At 66.8% G+C, this 16,043-nt stretch carries 13 protein-coding genes; all 13 read right to left on the reverse strand.

Annotated elements, in window-relative coordinates; all coding sequences use genetic code 11:
• Positions 1–60: 60 nt before the first annotated feature.
• Positions 61–1,728 (reverse strand): DNA repair protein RecN, encoded by a 1,668-nt coding sequence (recN, locus tag SCD90_RS05870; protein ID WP_319843694.1) that lies wholly within the window; start codon positions 1,726–1,728, stop codon positions 61–63.
• A gap of 18 nt (positions 1,729–1,746) precedes the next feature.
• Entirely contained in the window at positions 1,747–2,604 is an 858-nt protein-coding gene (locus tag SCD90_RS05875; protein ID WP_319843696.1) for an outer membrane protein assembly factor BamD, read from the reverse strand.
• 104 nt (positions 2,605–2,708) lie between these two features.
• Positions 2,709–3,650 (reverse strand): UDP-3-O-acyl-N-acetylglucosamine deacetylase, encoded by a 942-nt coding sequence (lpxC, locus tag SCD90_RS05880; protein ID WP_319843697.1) that lies wholly within the window; start codon positions 3,648–3,650, stop codon positions 2,709–2,711.
• A gap of 208 nt (positions 3,651–3,858) precedes the next feature.
• Positions 3,859–5,487: a cell division protein FtsZ gene (gene ftsZ / locus SCD90_RS05885; RefSeq protein WP_319843698.1), complete on the reverse strand. Its 1,629-nt coding sequence runs from the start codon at positions 5,485–5,487 to the stop codon at positions 3,859–3,861.
• Positions 5,488–5,558: 71 nt separating this feature from the next.
• Positions 5,559–6,881, reverse strand: a complete 1,323-nt coding sequence (gene ftsA / locus SCD90_RS05890) for a cell division protein FtsA (protein WP_319843699.1) — start codon at positions 6,879–6,881, stop codon at positions 5,559–5,561.
• Positions 6,878–7,804 (reverse strand): cell division protein FtsQ/DivIB, encoded by a 927-nt coding sequence (locus tag SCD90_RS05895; protein WP_319843700.1) that lies wholly within the window; start codon positions 7,802–7,804, stop codon positions 6,878–6,880. The genes ftsA and SCD90_RS05895 overlap by 4 nt, the downstream gene beginning before the upstream one ends.
• The gene (locus SCD90_RS05900; protein ID WP_319843701.1) at positions 7,771–8,691 is read right to left on the reverse strand and encodes a D-alanine--D-alanine ligase; all 921 of its coding nucleotides are present in this window, start codon (positions 8,689–8,691) and stop codon (positions 7,771–7,773) included. Before SCD90_RS05900 ends, SCD90_RS05895 begins: the two co-directional genes overlap by 34 nt.
• Before the next feature lie 12 nt (positions 8,692–8,703).
• Positions 8,704–9,675: a UDP-N-acetylmuramate dehydrogenase gene (gene murB / locus SCD90_RS05905; protein ID WP_319843702.1), complete on the reverse strand. Its 972-nt coding sequence runs from the start codon at positions 9,673–9,675 to the stop codon at positions 8,704–8,706.
• Between the two features lie 151 nt (positions 9,676–9,826).
• A complete protein-coding gene (gene murC, locus SCD90_RS05910; protein ID WP_319843703.1) occupies positions 9,827–11,239 on the reverse strand; it encodes a UDP-N-acetylmuramate--L-alanine ligase in 1,413 nt (470 codons plus the stop codon).
• Between the two features lie 12 nt (positions 11,240–11,251).
• Positions 11,252–12,361 (reverse strand): undecaprenyldiphospho-muramoylpentapeptide beta-N-acetylglucosaminyltransferase, encoded by a 1,110-nt coding sequence (gene murG, locus SCD90_RS05915; RefSeq protein WP_319843704.1) that lies wholly within the window; start codon positions 12,359–12,361, stop codon positions 11,252–11,254.
• A complete protein-coding gene (locus SCD90_RS05920; RefSeq protein ID WP_319843705.1) occupies positions 12,361–13,518 on the reverse strand; it encodes an FtsW/RodA/SpoVE family cell cycle protein in 1,158 nt (385 codons plus the stop codon). The genes murG and SCD90_RS05920 overlap by 1 nt, the downstream gene beginning before the upstream one ends.
• Positions 13,519–13,570: 52 nt before the next feature.
• Positions 13,571–14,956 carry a UDP-N-acetylmuramoyl-L-alanine--D-glutamate ligase gene (gene murD, locus SCD90_RS05925; RefSeq protein WP_319843706.1) on the reverse strand — a complete coding sequence of 462 codons (1,386 nt, stop codon included), beginning with the start codon at positions 14,954–14,956 and terminating at the stop codon, positions 13,571–13,573.
• Positions 14,953–16,038, reverse strand: coding sequence for a phospho-N-acetylmuramoyl-pentapeptide-transferase (gene mraY / locus SCD90_RS05930; RefSeq protein WP_319843707.1), 1,086 nt, complete (start codon positions 16,036–16,038; stop codon positions 14,953–14,955). Before mraY ends, murD begins: the two co-directional genes overlap by 4 nt.
• Positions 16,039–16,043 lie beyond the last annotated feature (5 nt).

Consider the following 16,043-nt stretch of genomic DNA (forward strand, 5'->3'; position numbering starts at 1 on the left):
CGCCTCCGTGTGGCTTTGAAGGTGGGCGATCAAGACGCCCGGTCAAGCACCGGAGGCCTCTTAAGCCGCGCCGCTCAGCAGCCGGTCCGCCGCCGCCCGTGCCTCGTCGGTGATGCGCGCGCCGGCCAGCATGCGGGCGATCTCCTCACGCCGGAACATATCTTCCAGCGGCGTCACGCGCGTCGCCACCCTCTCCTCGCCCGGCACCTCGTCCTTGGCGATGAGGAGGTGGCTGAGGGCGCGCGCGGCCACCTGCGGCGCGTGCGTCACCGCCAGCACCTGCACCCGCTCGCCCAGACGCGCCAGCCGCGCACCGATGGCATCGGCCACGGCGCCGCCCACGCCCGTGTCGATCTCGTCGAAGATCAGGGTTGGCGCCGAGCCGCGATCGGCCAAGGCCACCTTCAGCGCCAGCAGGAATCGGGCAAGCTCGCCGCCCGATGCCACCTTCAGCATCGGCCCGGCGCGCGTGCCGGGATTGGTCTGAACCCAGAATTCGACGCGATCCAGCCCTTCCGGCCCGGGTGTGGTGTCCTCGGTGATCTCGGCATAGAAGCGCGCCCGCTCCAGCTTGAGGTCCGGCAGTTCGGCCATCACGGTCGAGGCAAGGTGCCCCGCCGCCTCGCGCCTCTTGGCCGACAGCACGCCGGCTGCGGTGCGGTAGGCCTCCTCGGCTTCCGCAGCCTCTTTCTGGAGCCGCACGAGGTCTTCCTCGCCGCCTTCCAGCGCGGCAAGCTCGCTGGCAAACCGCACGGCAACGGCGGGCAGACCCTCCACGCTGGTCTCGAACTTGCGGGCGGCGGCGCGCAGAGCGAACAACCGCTCTTCCGCGCGCTCAAGATCACGCGGATCGAACGCTGCGGTGCGGATGGCCTCTTCGAGATACGTGCCCGCCTCGTCCAGCAGCACGAGCGCGTCGTCGATGGCCTTCATCGCGGGCTCGACATAGCCGGGAAGCTGGCCCGCGCGGCGTTCCAGCCGGCGGATTGCGGCGGCCAATGCCGGAACCGGCGAGTTCGGGCCGGTCACGGCCTGATGCACATCGTCCAGATCCCCGGCGATCTTCTCCGCCTGCATCATAGTGGCGCGCTGCGCCGCCAATTCCGTCTCCTCGCCTTCCTGAGGCGAGAGTTCCTCCAGTTCGGCGTGGGAGTGGCGCAGGTAATCGGCTTCCGCCCGCACCCGCTCCACCAGTTTCCGCTGCGCCTCGCGCGCCTGGACGGTGGACCGCCACGCGGCATGCAGCCGGGCGAGGCCACGAACCTCGCCGTCGAGGCCGCCGAACGCATCCAGCAAGGCGCGGTGCTGCGCGGGATCTACCAGAGCCCGGTCGTCGTGCTGGCCGTGGATCTCGACAAGACTGGAGGCGATGGCCCTCAGGGCCTGCACGCCGACGGCCTGATCGTTGACGAAGGCTCGGGTGCGTCCGTCGGCCAGCTGGACACGCCGCAGGATGAGGTCGCCCTCATCCGAAAGATCATGCGCTGCCAGCGCAGCGCGAGCGGGATGGCTGTCGGACAGGTCGAAGACCGCCGTCACCTGCCCTTGGGCAGCGCCGGAGCGCACAAGGCCGGCATCGCCGCGCCCGCCAAGTGCCAGCGTCAGAGCATCGAGCAGGATGGACTTGCCCGCACCGGTCTCGCCGGTCAGCACCGTGAGCCCGCGCGCAGGCGCGAGGTCCAGCCTCTCGATCAGAACGATGTCGCGGATCTGGAGCTGGACCAGCATGTGGTGACCGGTTGCGCGTCAGCCCCTGCCGAACGCCTTGCTAATCCACGAGCCCTTGTCCTCGCGGGGCGCAGTGCCCTTCGAAGCCATGAGCTTGTAGGTGTCCTTGTACCACTCGCTCTGCGGGAAGTTGTGGCCCAGCACGGCGGCGGCGGTCTGCGCCTCCCCGACAATGCCGAGAGCCATATAGGCTTCGGCGAGGCGGGCCAGCGCTTCCTCGACGTGGCGGGTGGTCTGGTGCACCGTCACCACCGTCTTGAAGCGATTGATGGCGCCGACGAAATTGCCTTCCTTCAGGTAGTAGCGGCCGATGTCCATTTCCTTGCCGGCGAGCTGGTCGCGGGCAAGCTGGATGCGCTGGCGCGCAGGCTCGGCATACTCACTGGTGGGATATTTGCGGATGACCTCCTGCAGGGCGTCGAGCGCCTGCTGGGTGCGCGACTGGTCGCGGGTCACGTCCGGAATGCCGTTGTAATAGGACATGCCGAGCAGGAACTGCGCATAGGCCGCGTCCGGGCTGCTGGGATGCAGCGTGACGTAGCGCTTCGCGGCCGTCGCCGACTCGTCGTAGTCGCCCTTCTTGTACTTCGCGTAGACCTCGAGCAGCGCAGCCTTGCGCCCGTACTCGGTGTACGGGTGCTGCTTGTCGAGTTCCTGGAACTTCTCGCTCGCCGCGTCGTACTTGTTCTGGTTCAGGTTGAAGACGCCCTGATTGTACAGCTTGTCGGGCGGGTCGTCGGAATAGACGATCGCCTCCTCCTTGCTCCCGCCGAAGCTGGAGCAGGCGCCGGCGCTGAACGCCAGCACGGTGGCGAGCGCCACGAACACGGCCCGGCGCGGTCCGCCGGACAAAGGAGCCGAAACGCTCGAAACCATGCAACCCTCAGAAAGGTGATACGCAAACAGGCGCTGGCACGCCTTCTAAACCAAAGCGGACTGAACCGCCATGGTGTGGCGAAGCTGTGTTGCTGCCGAGGCGATCAGGCTTTTTCCGCAGAGAAGACAGGCTGCATCGACGGCACCAGTTCGCCGTAGCCCTGACGCACCGGCTTGCGGACCGTTTCGATGGTCCAGGCGCTCGTGTCGGCATAGAGGGCGCGCAGCATGGTGACGTTCAGCTTGTGGCCGCCGCAATAGGAGCGGTACAGCCCCTGGATGGGCAGACCGGCCAGCGCAAGATCGCCCACGGCGTCCAGCGCCTTGTGGCGAACGAACTCGTCCGCTCCGCGCAAGCCGCCCGGGTTCAGCACGCCATCGTCGCCGATGACCACCGTGTTCTCCAGTGCCGAGCCGCGCGCGAGGCCGAGCGCGGAAAGCTTCTCGAAATCACGCAGGAAGCCAAAGGTGCGGGCGCACGAAAGCTGGCGACGGAAATTCGCAGGCGTAAGGTCGAGCGCGATGGACTGGCGGCCGATCAGTGCCTCGGTGAAGTCGATCTCCACCTCCAGCCGGAAGCCCTTGTGATGCGGCAGAAGCTCGCCCCAGGCGCGTCCCTGCTCGACCCGGATGGGCTTCAGCACCTTCAGCACGCTGCGGGCTGCGGAAAGCGTCACCACGCCCACCTCGTCCACAGCCTCCACGAAGGCGGCAGAACTGCCGTCCATGATGGGCATTTCCGGCCCGTCGATGCTGATCTGGGCGTTGTCCACGCCAAGCCCGCGCAGGGCGGCGAGCAGGTGCTCGACGGTAGAGACGGCGCCCTTCTCATTGTCGCCGAGCACGGTGCAAAGCTCCGTCTGGCCGACCTGGTCGACATGGCCGCGGAGGGTGCGCGTCTTGCCGCCTGGAAGATTCGTGCGGAGGAACCGGAAGCCTGTGCCGGCCTGTGCGGGCGCGAGTACGATGCTGGCCGGAGCGCCGCTGTGAACGCCGATTCCGGAGACAGCGATCGTGCCTCCGAGAGTGGTCTGCTGCGTGCCCATGCCCTGCCCCCGTACCCCACTAGGCGGGCGCACTGCCCGCCTGCCGACCGGCACGCGCGAACTTTGATTCGCGCGGCAGGTTCCGCATCTGGAAGGTAAATTTTCGCAGGCGCAGGAACAAATCACTGTTCATTGCCGAACATTACAGGCCTGCAATGAAAAGGCCCGGCAAAACCGGGCCTCTTCTTTATTCAACGCCGTCAGGCGCTTAGTTAGCCTGGCGGCGGAGGAAAGCCGGGATTTCCAGCTCATCCTCGAGGCCGCGGGCGGGAGCCGCTGTTGGGCGCGCCGCGTGCTGCGGACGCTGGGCCTGCGGTGCCGGGCGCGGTGCGGCCGGTGCCATCATCGGATGCTCGCGGTGCTGAACCGGAGCAGGCTGCTCCTCCTCCTCGCGACGGCCGAGGCCAACGGCGGCGAGACGCTGCAGCAGCGAGTTGCGCTTGCGCTCCGGCGAGTGATCCTCGGCATAGCCGCCGCGCTGTGCGATCTGCTGCTGCGCGTGCACCGGCAGTTCCTCGAGGCGCGGCATGCGGGGTCCGCGATTGGTGCGCTCCGGAACCGGAGGAATGAAGGGCATGGCCTCTTCCTCATGGTGCTCGGGGGCCTGCACCGGCTCCTCGTAGAAGCTCGGAGCCGCGCGCTGCGGCAGCGGGCGGATCGTCACGTCATCCGAAACGACGGCGGCGTGGGCCGGTGCCGGTGCGTGATGATGCTCCTGATGCGCGTCCTGCGCATAGATGTCCGGGCGCTGCTCGTCGATCGGACGGATGATCGGCGCGCGAAGTGCCGGCTCGGCGGCCTTGGCCTGAGGCTTCAGCTTCTCGGCCAGTTCGGCGAGGCGCTGCTCGGAGTAGACGGGCTGAAAGCCTGCCACCTGATCGATGCCGGTGGCGACCACCGACACGCGAATGGTGCCCTCCAGTTTTTCGTCGAAGGTTGCGCCCAGGATGATGTTGGCTTCCGGATCCACTTCCTCGCGGATGCGGGTCGCGGCTTCGTCCACTTCATACAGCGTCAGGTCGTTGCCGCCGGTGATGGAGATCAGCAGGCCGCGCGCGCCGCGCATGGACACGTCGTCCAGCAGCGGGTTGGCGATGGCGGCTTCGGCGGCCTGGATGGCGCGCTTCTCGCCGGTGGCCTCACCGGTGCCCATCATCGCCTTGCCCATTTCGCGCATGATGGCGCGGACGTCGGCGAAGTCGAGGTTGATGAGGCCTTCCTTGACCATCAGGTCGGTGATGCAGGCAACGCCCGAATACAGCACCTGGTCGGCCATGGAGAACGCGTCGGCGAAGGTCGTGCGCTCGTTGGCGACGCGGAAGAGGTTCTGGTTCGGGATGACCAGCAAGGTGTCGACGGTCTTGTGCAGCTCCTCGATGCCGGCATCGGCGACGCGCATGCGGCGCTGGCCTTCGAAGTGGAACGGCTTGGTCACGACGCCGACGGTCAGGATGCCCATCTCGCGGGCGGCGCGAGCCACCACCGGAGCGGAACCCGTGCCCGTGCCACCGCCCATGCCGGCGGTGATGAAGGCCATGTGCGCGCCCTGGAGGTGATCGCGAATCTCGTCCATCACCTCTTCAGCGGCGGCGCGGCCGACTTCCGGCTGCGAGCCGGCGCCGAGACCCTCGGTCACCTGCAGGCCCATCTGGATGATGCGGTCGCACTTGGAGAGGCTCAGCGCCTGGGCGTCCGTGTTGGCAACCACGAACTCCACGCCGTGCAGGCCGCACTCGATCATGTTGTTCACAGCGTTGCCGCCGGCGCCGCCGACGCCAAACACCGTGATGCGGGGACGAAGTTCCCGGATATCAGGCATTTTCAGGTTAATGGACATCGCTCGCCTCTAGTGTTGTACGCGCGCCGCGTTTCTGGTTTCCGTCACCGACTTCCCCGAGGGGCCGCCGGTTAAAAGCTTTCCTTGAGCCAGTGCCCCATGCGGGACAGATAGCCGTTGGTTCCCGTCGCGCGCGCCGTGGGGCGCGCGGTATCGAAATGTTCGTCCCCGCTCCGCTGCGGGTAGACCAGCAGGCCCACGCCAGCCGCGAAGCTGGGAGCCTTGGCCTCTTCCGGCAGGCCGCGCACGCCGAGCGGGCGACCGATCCGGACATTGCGGCCCAGAATGCTGCTGGCCAGATCGGGCATGCCGTTCAGCTGGCAGGCGCCGCCGGTCAGGACGACACGCTTGCCGCCGCTGGCCACATGGCCGGAAGCCCGCAGGCGATCCCGCACCAGTTCGAGGGTTTCCTCGACGCGGGGCTTCACTATGCGCAGGAGCTGCGCCTTGGTGATCTGCTGCACATGGTCCAGCGCATCCTCGCCCACCGGCGTGATCTGGATCATCTCGCGCTCGTCCGAGCTCGCGGAGAACACGCTGCCGTGCAGGGTCTTCAGGCGTTCGGCGTCGTCCACGGAGATCGACAGACCGCGCGCGATGTCGAGCGTGACGTGGTTGCCGCCGAGCGCGATGCCGTCGACATGGACGAAATTGCCGCCGGAGAACACCGCCACGCTGGTGGTGCCCGCACCCATGTCGATCAGCGTCACGCCGATCTCGGCCTCGTCATCGGCCAGTGCCGCAAGGCCGCTGGCATAAGGAGCCGCCACAAGCGTCTGGACGTCCAGATGGCAGCGCTCGATGCAGAGCATCAGGTTGCGAACCATGGCCTCGTCGGCCGTCACCACATGCATGTCGAGCCCAAGCTCGGAGCCCACCATGCCGCGTGGATCATGGATGCCGCGCGTGGCGTCGAGGCCGAAGCCGACCGGGATCGAGTGCAGGATGGAGCGATCGCGGCGCACCGAATGGTCCGTGCCTGCGCGCAGCACCCGCTGGATATCGCCGTCGTTGATCGCCCGGCCATGCACCGGCACCGTCGCGTTGAACATCTCGCTGCCGAGGCGTCCGGCCGATATGGAGACGATCAGGCTTTCGATCCGCGCGTCGGCCATGCGCTCGGCGGCGTCGACGGCGAGACGGATGGACTGCTCGGCGGCTTCCATGTCCACCACCGCGCCGCCCTTGATGCCGCGGGACCGCTGGTGCCCGATGCCAAGGACTTCGATGCGGTGCGTGCGACTGGGCAGTGCCGGCCCGCTCTCCACGGGCTTCAGCCGACCGATGAGGCAGGAGATCTTGCTGGTGCCGACATCGAGCACCGAGATTTCCACGGCGCGCTTCGGCGGCAGGGGCTTGAGGCGAGGCGTCACGCCATGCGGATGGTGCTTCATGTGCCCGCCCGCTTGTTCTTGTCTTTGGAGGCTGCAGCCAAGGCAGCGGCAGCGTCGTCCGAGAGCCGCACCGTGACCAGTCCGTCGCGGCGCAGGTCGAGTTCGGTGATGTCGCGGTCGGTGATCTTCTGCGAGCGGTCGAGTTCGGCCACCTGGGCCAGCGCCGCGTCCAGGGCTTCTTCCGGCAGCTTCACGTCCATGCCGTTCTTCAGGCGCAGGTTCCAGCGGCGCGAGCCCACGCGGACAGCGGCATAGACCTTGTCGCGAAGCTCGGCATGCGGCTCCAGCGCCTTGAGGATGCGGGGGGCACCGGTATCGGCGCCGGCGCCGACAACGAGGGGAAGGTTCACGAAGCGGCTGTCGCCAGCCGCCTCGATGACGGTTCCGTCAGCCGCGATGACCGACAGCTTCTCGCCGACCTGCCACAGCGCGAAGGGCTCGCGCTCGGCGATCTGCACGGAGAGGCGGTCCGGATAGAGCTTGCGGATGGTCGCCTGCTTGATCAGCGGATTGGCCAGCAGGGTTTCGCGTGCGGCCGCAACGTCCAGGGACATCAGCGACTGGCCGGGCTCGTAGCCCAGCGCCGCCAGGATCTCGTTGTTGGTGACGACCTTGCGGCCTTCGACTTCGATGCGGGCGATGGTGAAGCCGCTGCCGCGGGCAAAGGCCTCGGGCGCGCTCTGCGCCAGTTCACCGACCTCGCCCCAGCGCTCGCCGATCGTCGCGCCATAGACGCCGGTGGTGGCGAGAAGGACGACCACGCCGGCCCAGCCAATTCCGGGACGGGTCAGCTGGCTGGCGATGCTGTCGTGGTGCAGGGCCGTCACGCGGCGGCGACGGCGGAAGATGCGGAAAGGCAGGCGCGTCCCTGCGGCCCGGCGGGGGCCGTCTATCTGTTCAGGGAAGCGTCTTCCACCATCCATGACACGAGCTCATCAAAACTGAGGCCGGCGTAAGCCGCCAATTCGGGCACCAGGCTCGTTCTTGTCATCCCCGGCTGCGTGTTGACCTCGAGACAAACAAGCTCCCCGGTGCCTCCGGGTCGATCGTCGAATCTGAAGTCCGCGCGGCTTACGCCTCGGCATCCAAGTGAGTGGTGCGCCTTGAGAGCTGAGTGTTGAACAAAATGGTAAACAGATGGTGAAAGAACCGCCGGCAATTTATGAATTGAGCCTCCGGCGGCGTACTTGGCGTGGTAGTCGTACCAGCCATTGGCGGGCACGATGTCGATGATGTCGGTGGGCTTCCCGTCGATCACCGCGCAGGTCAGCTCCCTGCCCTCTATGTACTTCTCACACAACAACAATTCGCCGTGCGGATAGTCCTCGCGGGTGAGCTCCTGAGGCGGGTGTTCCTGCCCTTCGCGAACGATGAGAATGCCGACGCTGGAGCCTTCGCAGACGGGTTTCAGCACATATGGAGGTGTTAACGGGTGTGCCTTCGCTGCATCAGCGCGGTTAACCACTACGCCCTCCGCGACAGGCACGCCGGCGGACGCCATCACCGTCTTCGCACGGTCCTTGTCCATGGCCAGCGCCGAGGCCAGAACACCCGAATGCGTGTAGGGGATCTGCAGCAGTTCCAGCACGCCCTGCAGCGTGCCGTCCTCGCCGAAGCGGCCATGCAGCGCATTAAAGGCCACGTCCGCGCGCAGCCGCGCCAGCACGTCGGCCACGTCGCGCCCCACATCCACGCGGGTCACCTGATAACCGGCGCGCTCCAGCCCGTCGGCGCACGCGGCGCCGGAGTTCAGCGAGACTTCGCGCTCGGCGGACCAGCCACCCATCAGCACGGCCACATGCTTCGTCATCGTCCGTCCCCGCTAGACCGCGCCGGTGAACACGTCACCATCCAGGAATTCCCGCACCTCGCAGCCTTCCACGAAGTGCCCCATCCGGCGAATCTCCCAGCGAAGCTCGATTCCCGAACGGGCTCGCACGCGGTGGCGCACCGTCTCGCCCAATGTTTCGATGTCGTAGGCGCTCGCATTTCCCAGATTGAGCAGGAAATTGCAGTGCAGTTCCGAAACCTGGGCATCACCCACCGTCAGACCCCGACATCCGGCCTCGTCGATGAGCTTCCAGCTGGAATGCCCATCCGGGTTCTTGAAGGTCGAGCCGCCGGTGCGCGACTTCACGGGCTGACTTGATTCGCGCCGTTCGGTGATCTCGCGCATCCGGTTCTTGATGTCCGCCGGATCGCCTGCGGTGCCCTCATAGACCGCGGAGACGAACACCGCGCCCGCAGGTCCGTTGGACTTGCGGTAGCGGTAGTCCATGTCTGCATTGGTCAGGGTGACGATCTCACCCGACCGTGTCACGGCCCGGAGTTCCACCACCCGGTCGCGCGTCTCGGTGCCGTAGCATCCCGCATTCATGTAAAGCGCGCCGCCGATGCCGCCGGGAATGCCGCTGTAGAACGTCAGCCCGTCGATGCCGGCCTCGGCCGCAGCCGCAGCGGCACGCGCATCCGGCAAGGCCGCGCCAACGCGGACGCGGCTCTCGCCCAGCACCTCGGCGCCGCCGAAGCCGCGTGCGGAGAGCCGGATGACCACCCCGTCCAGCCCACCATCCCGGATCAGCAGGTTGGAGCCCAGGCCGATGGTGGTGACGCGAATCTCGGCCGGCAGATTGCGAAGGAAAAAGCCGAGATCCTCCTCGTCCGCCGGCTGGAAGAACAGCTGCGCCGGTCCACCCACGCGAAACCAGGTGATCTCTGCGAGCGACTGGTTCGGCACCAGCCGGCCACGAATGTCGGAGGCCCAGGAGCCAAGTTCGAGTTCAGGAAAGCTCAAGACACGAACTCCGTGCGGTCCGGAAGCGGCAAAGCCGCTGTCCGGGACCCATATCCCAGAGCGCCCTTGGCCCCATCGCAGGCCTCACGCCGTATGGGTTCCGGGCTCCCGCTGCGCGAGCGCCGGAACGCGGATGAGAGGCAGAAGGACATCAAGCCCCCGTCCCCGACACGGCCTCGAGTTCACCCGGCAACGCGTACGCCCACTGCGTGATCGACCCCGCACCAAGGCACACAACGTAATCCCCGGGCCTCGCCAGCCCGGCGATATGGTTCGCCAGCCCCTCAGGCGCTTCCAGTGAAATCACGTTGCGGTGCCCGCGCGCGCGCAGGCCGTTCACCAGATGCTCCCGGTCGGCGCCCTCGATGGGCTGCTCGCCGGCCGAATACACATCGGCCACGATCACCGCATCCGCATCGTTGAAGCAGGTGGAGAAGCCGTCGAACAGCGCCTGCAGGCGGGTGTAGCGGTGCGGCTGCACCACGGCGATCACCCGTCCCTCGGTGGAGGCCCGCGCCGCGCGCAGCACGGCGGCGATCTCCACCGGATGGTGCCCGTAATCGTCGAAGATCGAGACGCCCTTCCACTCTCCGGTCTTGGTGAAGCGCCGCTTCACGCCGCCGAAGCGCGACAGTCCCAGCCGGATCTTCTCCGCCGAGATGCCGAGATTATGAGCCACGGCAATCGCGGCCGTGGCGTTCAGGGCGTTGTGGTGCCCCGGCATCGGCAGTTCCAGCCCATCGATCTCCATGCAGGAGCCGTCGCGGTCGCGGATCATGACGCGGAAGCGGCAGCGTCCGCCCTTCAGATCGACATCCAAGAGCCGCACATCGGCCTGCGGGTTCTCGCCATATGTCACGATGCGCCGGTCCTCGATCAGGCCGACAAGGTCCTGCACCACGGGATGGTCGAGGCACATCACGGCGAAGCCGTAGAACGGCACGTTCTCCACGAAGGAGCGGAACGCCGCCTTGATGGCGTCATAGGTGCCGAAATGATCCAGATGCTCGGCGTCGATATTCGTCACAATGGCGATGTCCGCCGGCAGCTTCAGGAAGGTGCCGTCCGACTCGTCGGCCTCCACCACCATCCAGTCCGAATCGCCCATGCGCGCATTGGTGCCGTAGGCATTGATGATGCCGCCATTGATGACGGTGGGATCCAGTTCGCCCGCGTCCAGCAGCGTGGCCACCAGTGAGGTCGTGGTCGTCTTCCCGTGCGTACCGGCCACCGCCACGCAGGTCTTGAGCCGCATCAGTTCGGCAAGCATCTCCGCTCGGCGGACCACGGGAAGGCGCTTGGCACGCGCAGCCATCAGTTCGGGGTTGTCCCGTTTGATGGCCGAGGACACGACGAGGACTTCCGCCTCACCCAGGTTCTCGGCCCGATGTCCGACGCTGACGGCGATGCCCTTCTCGCGCAGGCGCTTGACGTTCGCGTTCTCCGCCACGTCCGAGCCCTGCACGGCATAGCCCTGATTGGCGAGAACCTCGGCGATGCCGGACATGCCGATGCCGCCGATTCCGACGAAGTGGATGGGGCCGGTGTGGCGGGGGAGCTTCATGGATGGACCATTCTAATTGGCAGGCGTGATGCCGCCGACGCTCAGGACGAGATCGGCAAGCCGCGCCGCGGCGTCGGGGCGCGCATAAGCGCTCGCCGCAGCCGCCTGGGCGTGGAGACGTGCAGGATTGGCCAGCAGGCTTGTCAGCAGGCCGGCAAGAGTAGCTGGCGTGAACTCCGACTGCGGCACCAAAGTGGCGGCGCCCAGTTCCTGCAAAGCCCGCGCATTCTCCAGCTGGTCGTTGTCCAGCGAATGCGGCAGCGGGACCAGGATGGAAGGCCGGCCGATGGCCGCCAGTTCCGCGACGGTGGAGGCGCCGGAGCGCGCGACCACGAGATGGGCATCGGCCATGCGCACCGGCAGGTCCCGGAAGAACGGCGCGACCTCCGCCTCCACGCCGGCGGCAGCATAGATCGCCTGAGCAGCCGTGAGATCTTCCGCACGTGCCTGCTGCACCACCGAGAGGCGGGCCCGCAGATCTGCGTCGAGTTGCGCCACGGCGGGCGGGACGATCTCCGACATCACGCGCGCGCCCTGGCTTCCACCGAAAGCGAGAAGTCTGATCCTGCCGGTCTCGCCGACCGCCTCATAGGCGCGGGCAGCATCCAGAACCGCGGCGCGGATCGGGTTACCGACATGAACCGCCTTGGCAGCAATCTCGGCTTTCGCGTTGACCAGTCTGGAAAATCCGGTCGCGATGCGTGTTGCGCGCGGAACAAGTACCCGGTTTGCCCGGCCCAGAACGGCGTTCTGCTCGTGCACCACGGTGGGCACGCCCAGCACCTGCGCCGCCACCAGCGGCGGCAGGCTGGGATAACCCCCAAAACCCACGATGACGGAAGGCTTCAGGCTGCGCATAAGGTTCAGCCCCTGCGCGAATCCGAGCCCGAGCTTTGACGCCGAGGCCAGCATTGCGAGCGGCGCACGGCTGCCAAAGGTCGCCGACGCCACGGAATGCACGCGCCGCGCAGGAAAGCTGCCGGCATATTCGAGGGCGCGGGGGTCCGTCACCAGTTCCACGGGCACGCCGCGACGGTTCAGCTCCGTCGCAAGCGCCTCCGCAGGGAACAGATGGCCACCGGTTCCGCCGGCGGCCAGGAGAACGAGAGGTTCGCGCGGCATCAGGCGTACTGACCCTCGGGAAGCGCGCTGTACCCTCCGGTGATCCGCGAGCGCGGACGGCGGCGCGTCAGCGCTAGCAGCATGCCCATGCTGAGCGCCAGCGACAGCAGCGAGGAGCCGCCATAGGAGATGAAGGGGAGCGTCATGCCCTTGGCCGGCATCAGCTGTACATTCACGGCCATGTTGATGGCCGACTGCAGGCCGAACAGCATGACGAGGCCGGAGGTTGCGAACCGGGTGAAGGGGTCGTCCTCCTGCGCCGCGATCCAAAGGCCGCGCAGCACCACGAAAGCGAAGAGCGAGAGCAGGATGAGGCAGAACAGGATGCCGAACTCCTCGCCCGTCACCGCGAAGATGAAGTCGGTGTGCGCATCGGGCAAGATGCGCTTCACGGTGCCCTCGCCCGGACCACGGCCCAGCCAGCCGCCGGAGACAAAGCTGTCGAAAGCGCGCTCCGACTGGAAGTTCTCGTTGGAGCCCGCACCGGACCCGGTGAACTTCGCAAGGCGCGCCCTGATATGCGGGAACGCCTCGTAGGCCAGGAACACGCCACCGATGCCGAGGCCGGCGAGGCCGCCCATCAGCACCCAGCTAAGTCCGGCGAGGAAGAACAGCGCACCCCAGACGACGGAGATCAGCACCGTCTGCCCGAAATCTGGCTGCAACATCAATATGCCGATGGTGGCCCCGTAAAGGGCGATGGACAGCAGCCGACCCGGGACATCGCCCCGCCGCGAGCCCTCCGCGAACAGCCAGGACGCCAGCACGATGAAGGCGGGCTTCACGAACTCCGACGGCTGCAGGCCCAGCGGGCCGATCTGGATCCACCGATGCGCGCCCTTGATCTCGGGACCGATGAACAGCGTCGCGATCATCAGCGGATAGAAGATCAGGAAGGCGATGAGCGCCGTGCGGCGAACGCCGCGCAGATCGAGGAACGACAGCGCGAACATCAGCACTACCGCCGGCACCAGGAACATCACCTGTCGGTTCACGAAGTGGAAGAGATCGAGGTTCAGCCGATCGGCCACGCCCGGGCTGGCCGCCAGCGACAGCACGATGCCCGCCACCATCAGCGTGCCGAGCGCCGCCAGCAGCGGCTTGTCGATCGTCCACCACCACTCACCGAAGCGGGTGCGTTCCGCGCGCGAAATCATGGCCGTCCCTCTGCTCCCGGAAGGCGGGAGAACACGGCACCAGCATGACCCATTATGGTAAATTCTTTATTCGTTCCTGGACCAGCCGCCGGAAATGGTCGCCGCGAACTTCGAAGTTCGCGTACTGGTCGAAGCTCGCGCAGGCCGGCGAGAGCAGCACCACGGGCTCCTCCGCCCGCGAGAGGGCGGCATCCTCATGCGCGCGCTCCACCGCCTGCTCCATGGTGCCCGCGATCTCGTGCGGCACATCGCGCAGGGTCTCGGCGAACATCTCGGCCGCCTCGCCGATCAGGTAGGCCTTCGCCACGCGGTCGAAGAAAGGCTGGAGGCTGGCGATGCCTCCGGTCTTCGCCTTCCCGCCGAGGATCCAGTAGATGTCCGAGGGAAAGCTCGCCAGCGCCTGTTCCGCGCTGTCGGTGTTCGTGGCCTTGCTGTCGTTGACGAAGAGCACGCGGCCGGCCTGGCCAACCTGCTCCATGCGATGGGCGAGACCCGGAAAGGTCTGGAGCCCGCGCGCCACGCTCTCGGCAGACAGGCCCAGCGCAAGGCACGCCGCCATCGCAGCCGCCGCATTCTGCGCGTTGTGCGCACCACGAAGCGAGCCGACACCGCCGAGATCGGCCACTTCGCGGGTCTTGCCCTCCGTCTCGCAGAACAGTTCCGAGCCCTCGGCGTAGATGCCCTTGGGCACATGATGGCGCGCCGAAATGCGCCGTACATGCACGCCGGCGCCTTCCACCCGGTCAGCGATGGCCGCGCACAGCGCATCGTCGACGCCGATGACGGCGGTGCGGGACCGGGCGACCAGCCGTTGCTTGATGGCGGCATAGTTCTCCATGGTGCCGTGCCGCTCGAGGTGATCCTCGGATAGGTTCAGCAGCAGTCCGACCGTCGGATCGAGCGTGGGCGCAAGATCGATCTGGTAGGACGAGCACTCGACCACGTGGATGCACGCCTCGGAAGGAGGGGCGAGGTCGAGGATCGGCACGCCGATATTGCCGCCCATCTGCACGTCCACGCCGGCCGAGCGCAGCACATGCGCGATCAGGGCCGTGGTGGTGGACTTGCCGTTCGTGCCCGTAATGGCCACCAGCGCGGAATCGGGCGCGATCCCGCGCCGCTCCCGGCAGAACACCTCGATGTCGCCGATGATCTCGACACCCGCAGCCCGCGCCTTCTCCACGGTCCAGTGCGGCACCGGATGCGTGAGCGGCACGCCGGGCGCGAGGACAAGGCAGTCGCAGCGTGCGAAATCCACGTCCCGCAGATCTGCCACGGGAACACCGGCCGCGCGGGCCTTTTCAACGCTCGCGGGCGCATCGTCCCAGGCCAGAAGGTCCGCACCGCCGGCCAGCAGCGACTTCGCGGTGGAAAGTCCCGATCCGCCGAGGCCGAACAAGGCGACCCGCTGGCCGCGGAATGAAGTTGCGGGCGTCATCTCAGTTTCAGCGTCGCAAGCCCGATCAAGGCCAGAACCACGGCGATGATCCAGAAGCGAATGACGACCTGCGGCTCCGTCCAGCCCAGATGCTCGAAGTGATGGTGGATCGGCGCCATGCGGAACACGCGCTTGCCCGTCAGCTTGAACGAGACGACCTGGATGATGACCGAAGCGGCTTCCAACACGAACAGCCCGCCGATGATGGCCAGCACGATTTCGTGCTTGGTCGCAACCGCAATGGAGCCCAGCAGTCCGCCCAGTGCAAGCGAGCCGGTATCGCCCATGAAGACCTGAGCCGGAGGCGCGTTGAACCAGAGAAAGCCAAGGCCGGCACCCAGAATGGCGCCGCACATCACGGCCAGTTCCCCGGTGCCGGGCGTGAAATGGATCTGCAGGTAATCCGCGAACACCGCATTTCCCGCCAGATAGGCAATCATCGCGAAGCTCATCGTAGCCACGATCACCGGGACGATTGCGAGGCCGTCGAGCCCGTCGGTCAGGTTCACGGCATTGCCGGAGCCGACGATGACGAAGGCGCCGAAAATGATGAAAAACCAGCCGAGATCGATCAGCACACCCTTCAGGAAGGGCAGCGCCAGCGCATTCTCCAGCGGCTCCGGGCTCACAGCCGACATGATCGCCACGGCCACGGCGGCGATCGCGAATTCCAGCAGAAGCCGCGTGCGGCCGGAGAAGCCCTTATGGCTCTGCTTCGAGACCTTGAGGAAGTCGTCGTAGAAGCCGATCAACCCGAAGCCCAGCGTAACCGCCAGCACGACCCAGACATAGACGTTGCGCAGATTGCCCCAGAGCAGCGTCGCAACGACAAGGCCGACGATGATCATGAGGCCGCCCATGGTGGGCGTGCCCTTCTTCGACAGAAGATGGCTCGCAGGCCCGTCCTCGCGGATCGGCTGTCCCTTGCCCTGCTTGAGGCGCAGATAGTCGATGACGGCGGGGCCGAACATGAACACGAACAGCAGCGCCGTAATCACCGCCCCGCCTGTGCGAAAGGTGATGTAGCGGAACACGTTCAGGAAAGGCAGACTTCCGGAGAAGTCCGCTAGAAAGGTCAGCATGGCGC

This window comes from Terrihabitans rhizophilus, assembly GCF_033898525.1.
In the GTDB taxonomy this organism is placed as follows: Bacteria; Pseudomonadota; Alphaproteobacteria; order Rhizobiales; family Methylopilaceae; genus Flaviflagellibacter; species Flaviflagellibacter rhizophilus.

Bases quoted from the DNA above. Each gene is read 5' to 3' on its own strand.
- lpxC (WP_319843697.1), bottom strand. From the start codon at position 3,650: ATGGGCACGCAGCAGACCACTCTCGGAGGCACGATCGCTGTCTCCGGA.
- SCD90_RS05875 (WP_319843696.1), bottom strand. From the start codon at position 2,604: ATGGTTTCGAGCGTTTCGGCTCCTTTGTCCGGCGGACCGCGCCGGGCC.
- mraY (WP_319843707.1), bottom strand. From the start codon at position 16,038: ATGCTGACCTTTCTAGCGGACTTCTCCGGAAGTCTGCCTTTCCTGAAC.
- ftsZ (WP_319843698.1), bottom strand. From the start codon at position 5,487: ATGTCCATTAACCTGAAAATGCCTGATATCCGGGAACTTCGTCCCCGC.
- SCD90_RS05920 (WP_319843705.1), bottom strand. From the start codon at position 13,518: ATGATTTCGCGCGCGGAACGCACCCGCTTCGGTGAGTGGTGGTGGACG.
- SCD90_RS05900 (WP_319843701.1), bottom strand. From the start codon at position 8,691: ATGACGAAGCATGTGGCCGTGCTGATGGGTGGCTGGTCCGCCGAGCGC.
- SCD90_RS05895 (WP_319843700.1), bottom strand. From the start codon at position 7,804: ATGGATGGTGGAAGACGCTTCCCTGAACAGATAGACGGCCCCCGCCGG.
- murD (WP_319843706.1), bottom strand. From the start codon at position 14,956: ATGACGCCCGCAACTTCATTCCGCGGCCAGCGGGTCGCCTTGTTCGGC.
- recN (WP_319843694.1), bottom strand. From the start codon at position 1,728: ATGCTGGTCCAGCTCCAGATCCGCGACATCGTTCTGATCGAGAGGCTG.
- murG (WP_319843704.1), bottom strand. From the start codon at position 12,361: ATGCCGCGCGAACCTCTCGTTCTCCTGGCCGCCGGCGGAACCGGTGGC.
- murC (WP_319843703.1), bottom strand. From the start codon at position 11,239: ATGAAGCTCCCCCGCCACACCGGCCCCATCCACTTCGTCGGAATCGGC.
- ftsA (WP_319843699.1), bottom strand. From the start codon at position 6,881: ATGAAGCACCATCCGCATGGCGTGACGCCTCGCCTCAAGCCCCTGCCG.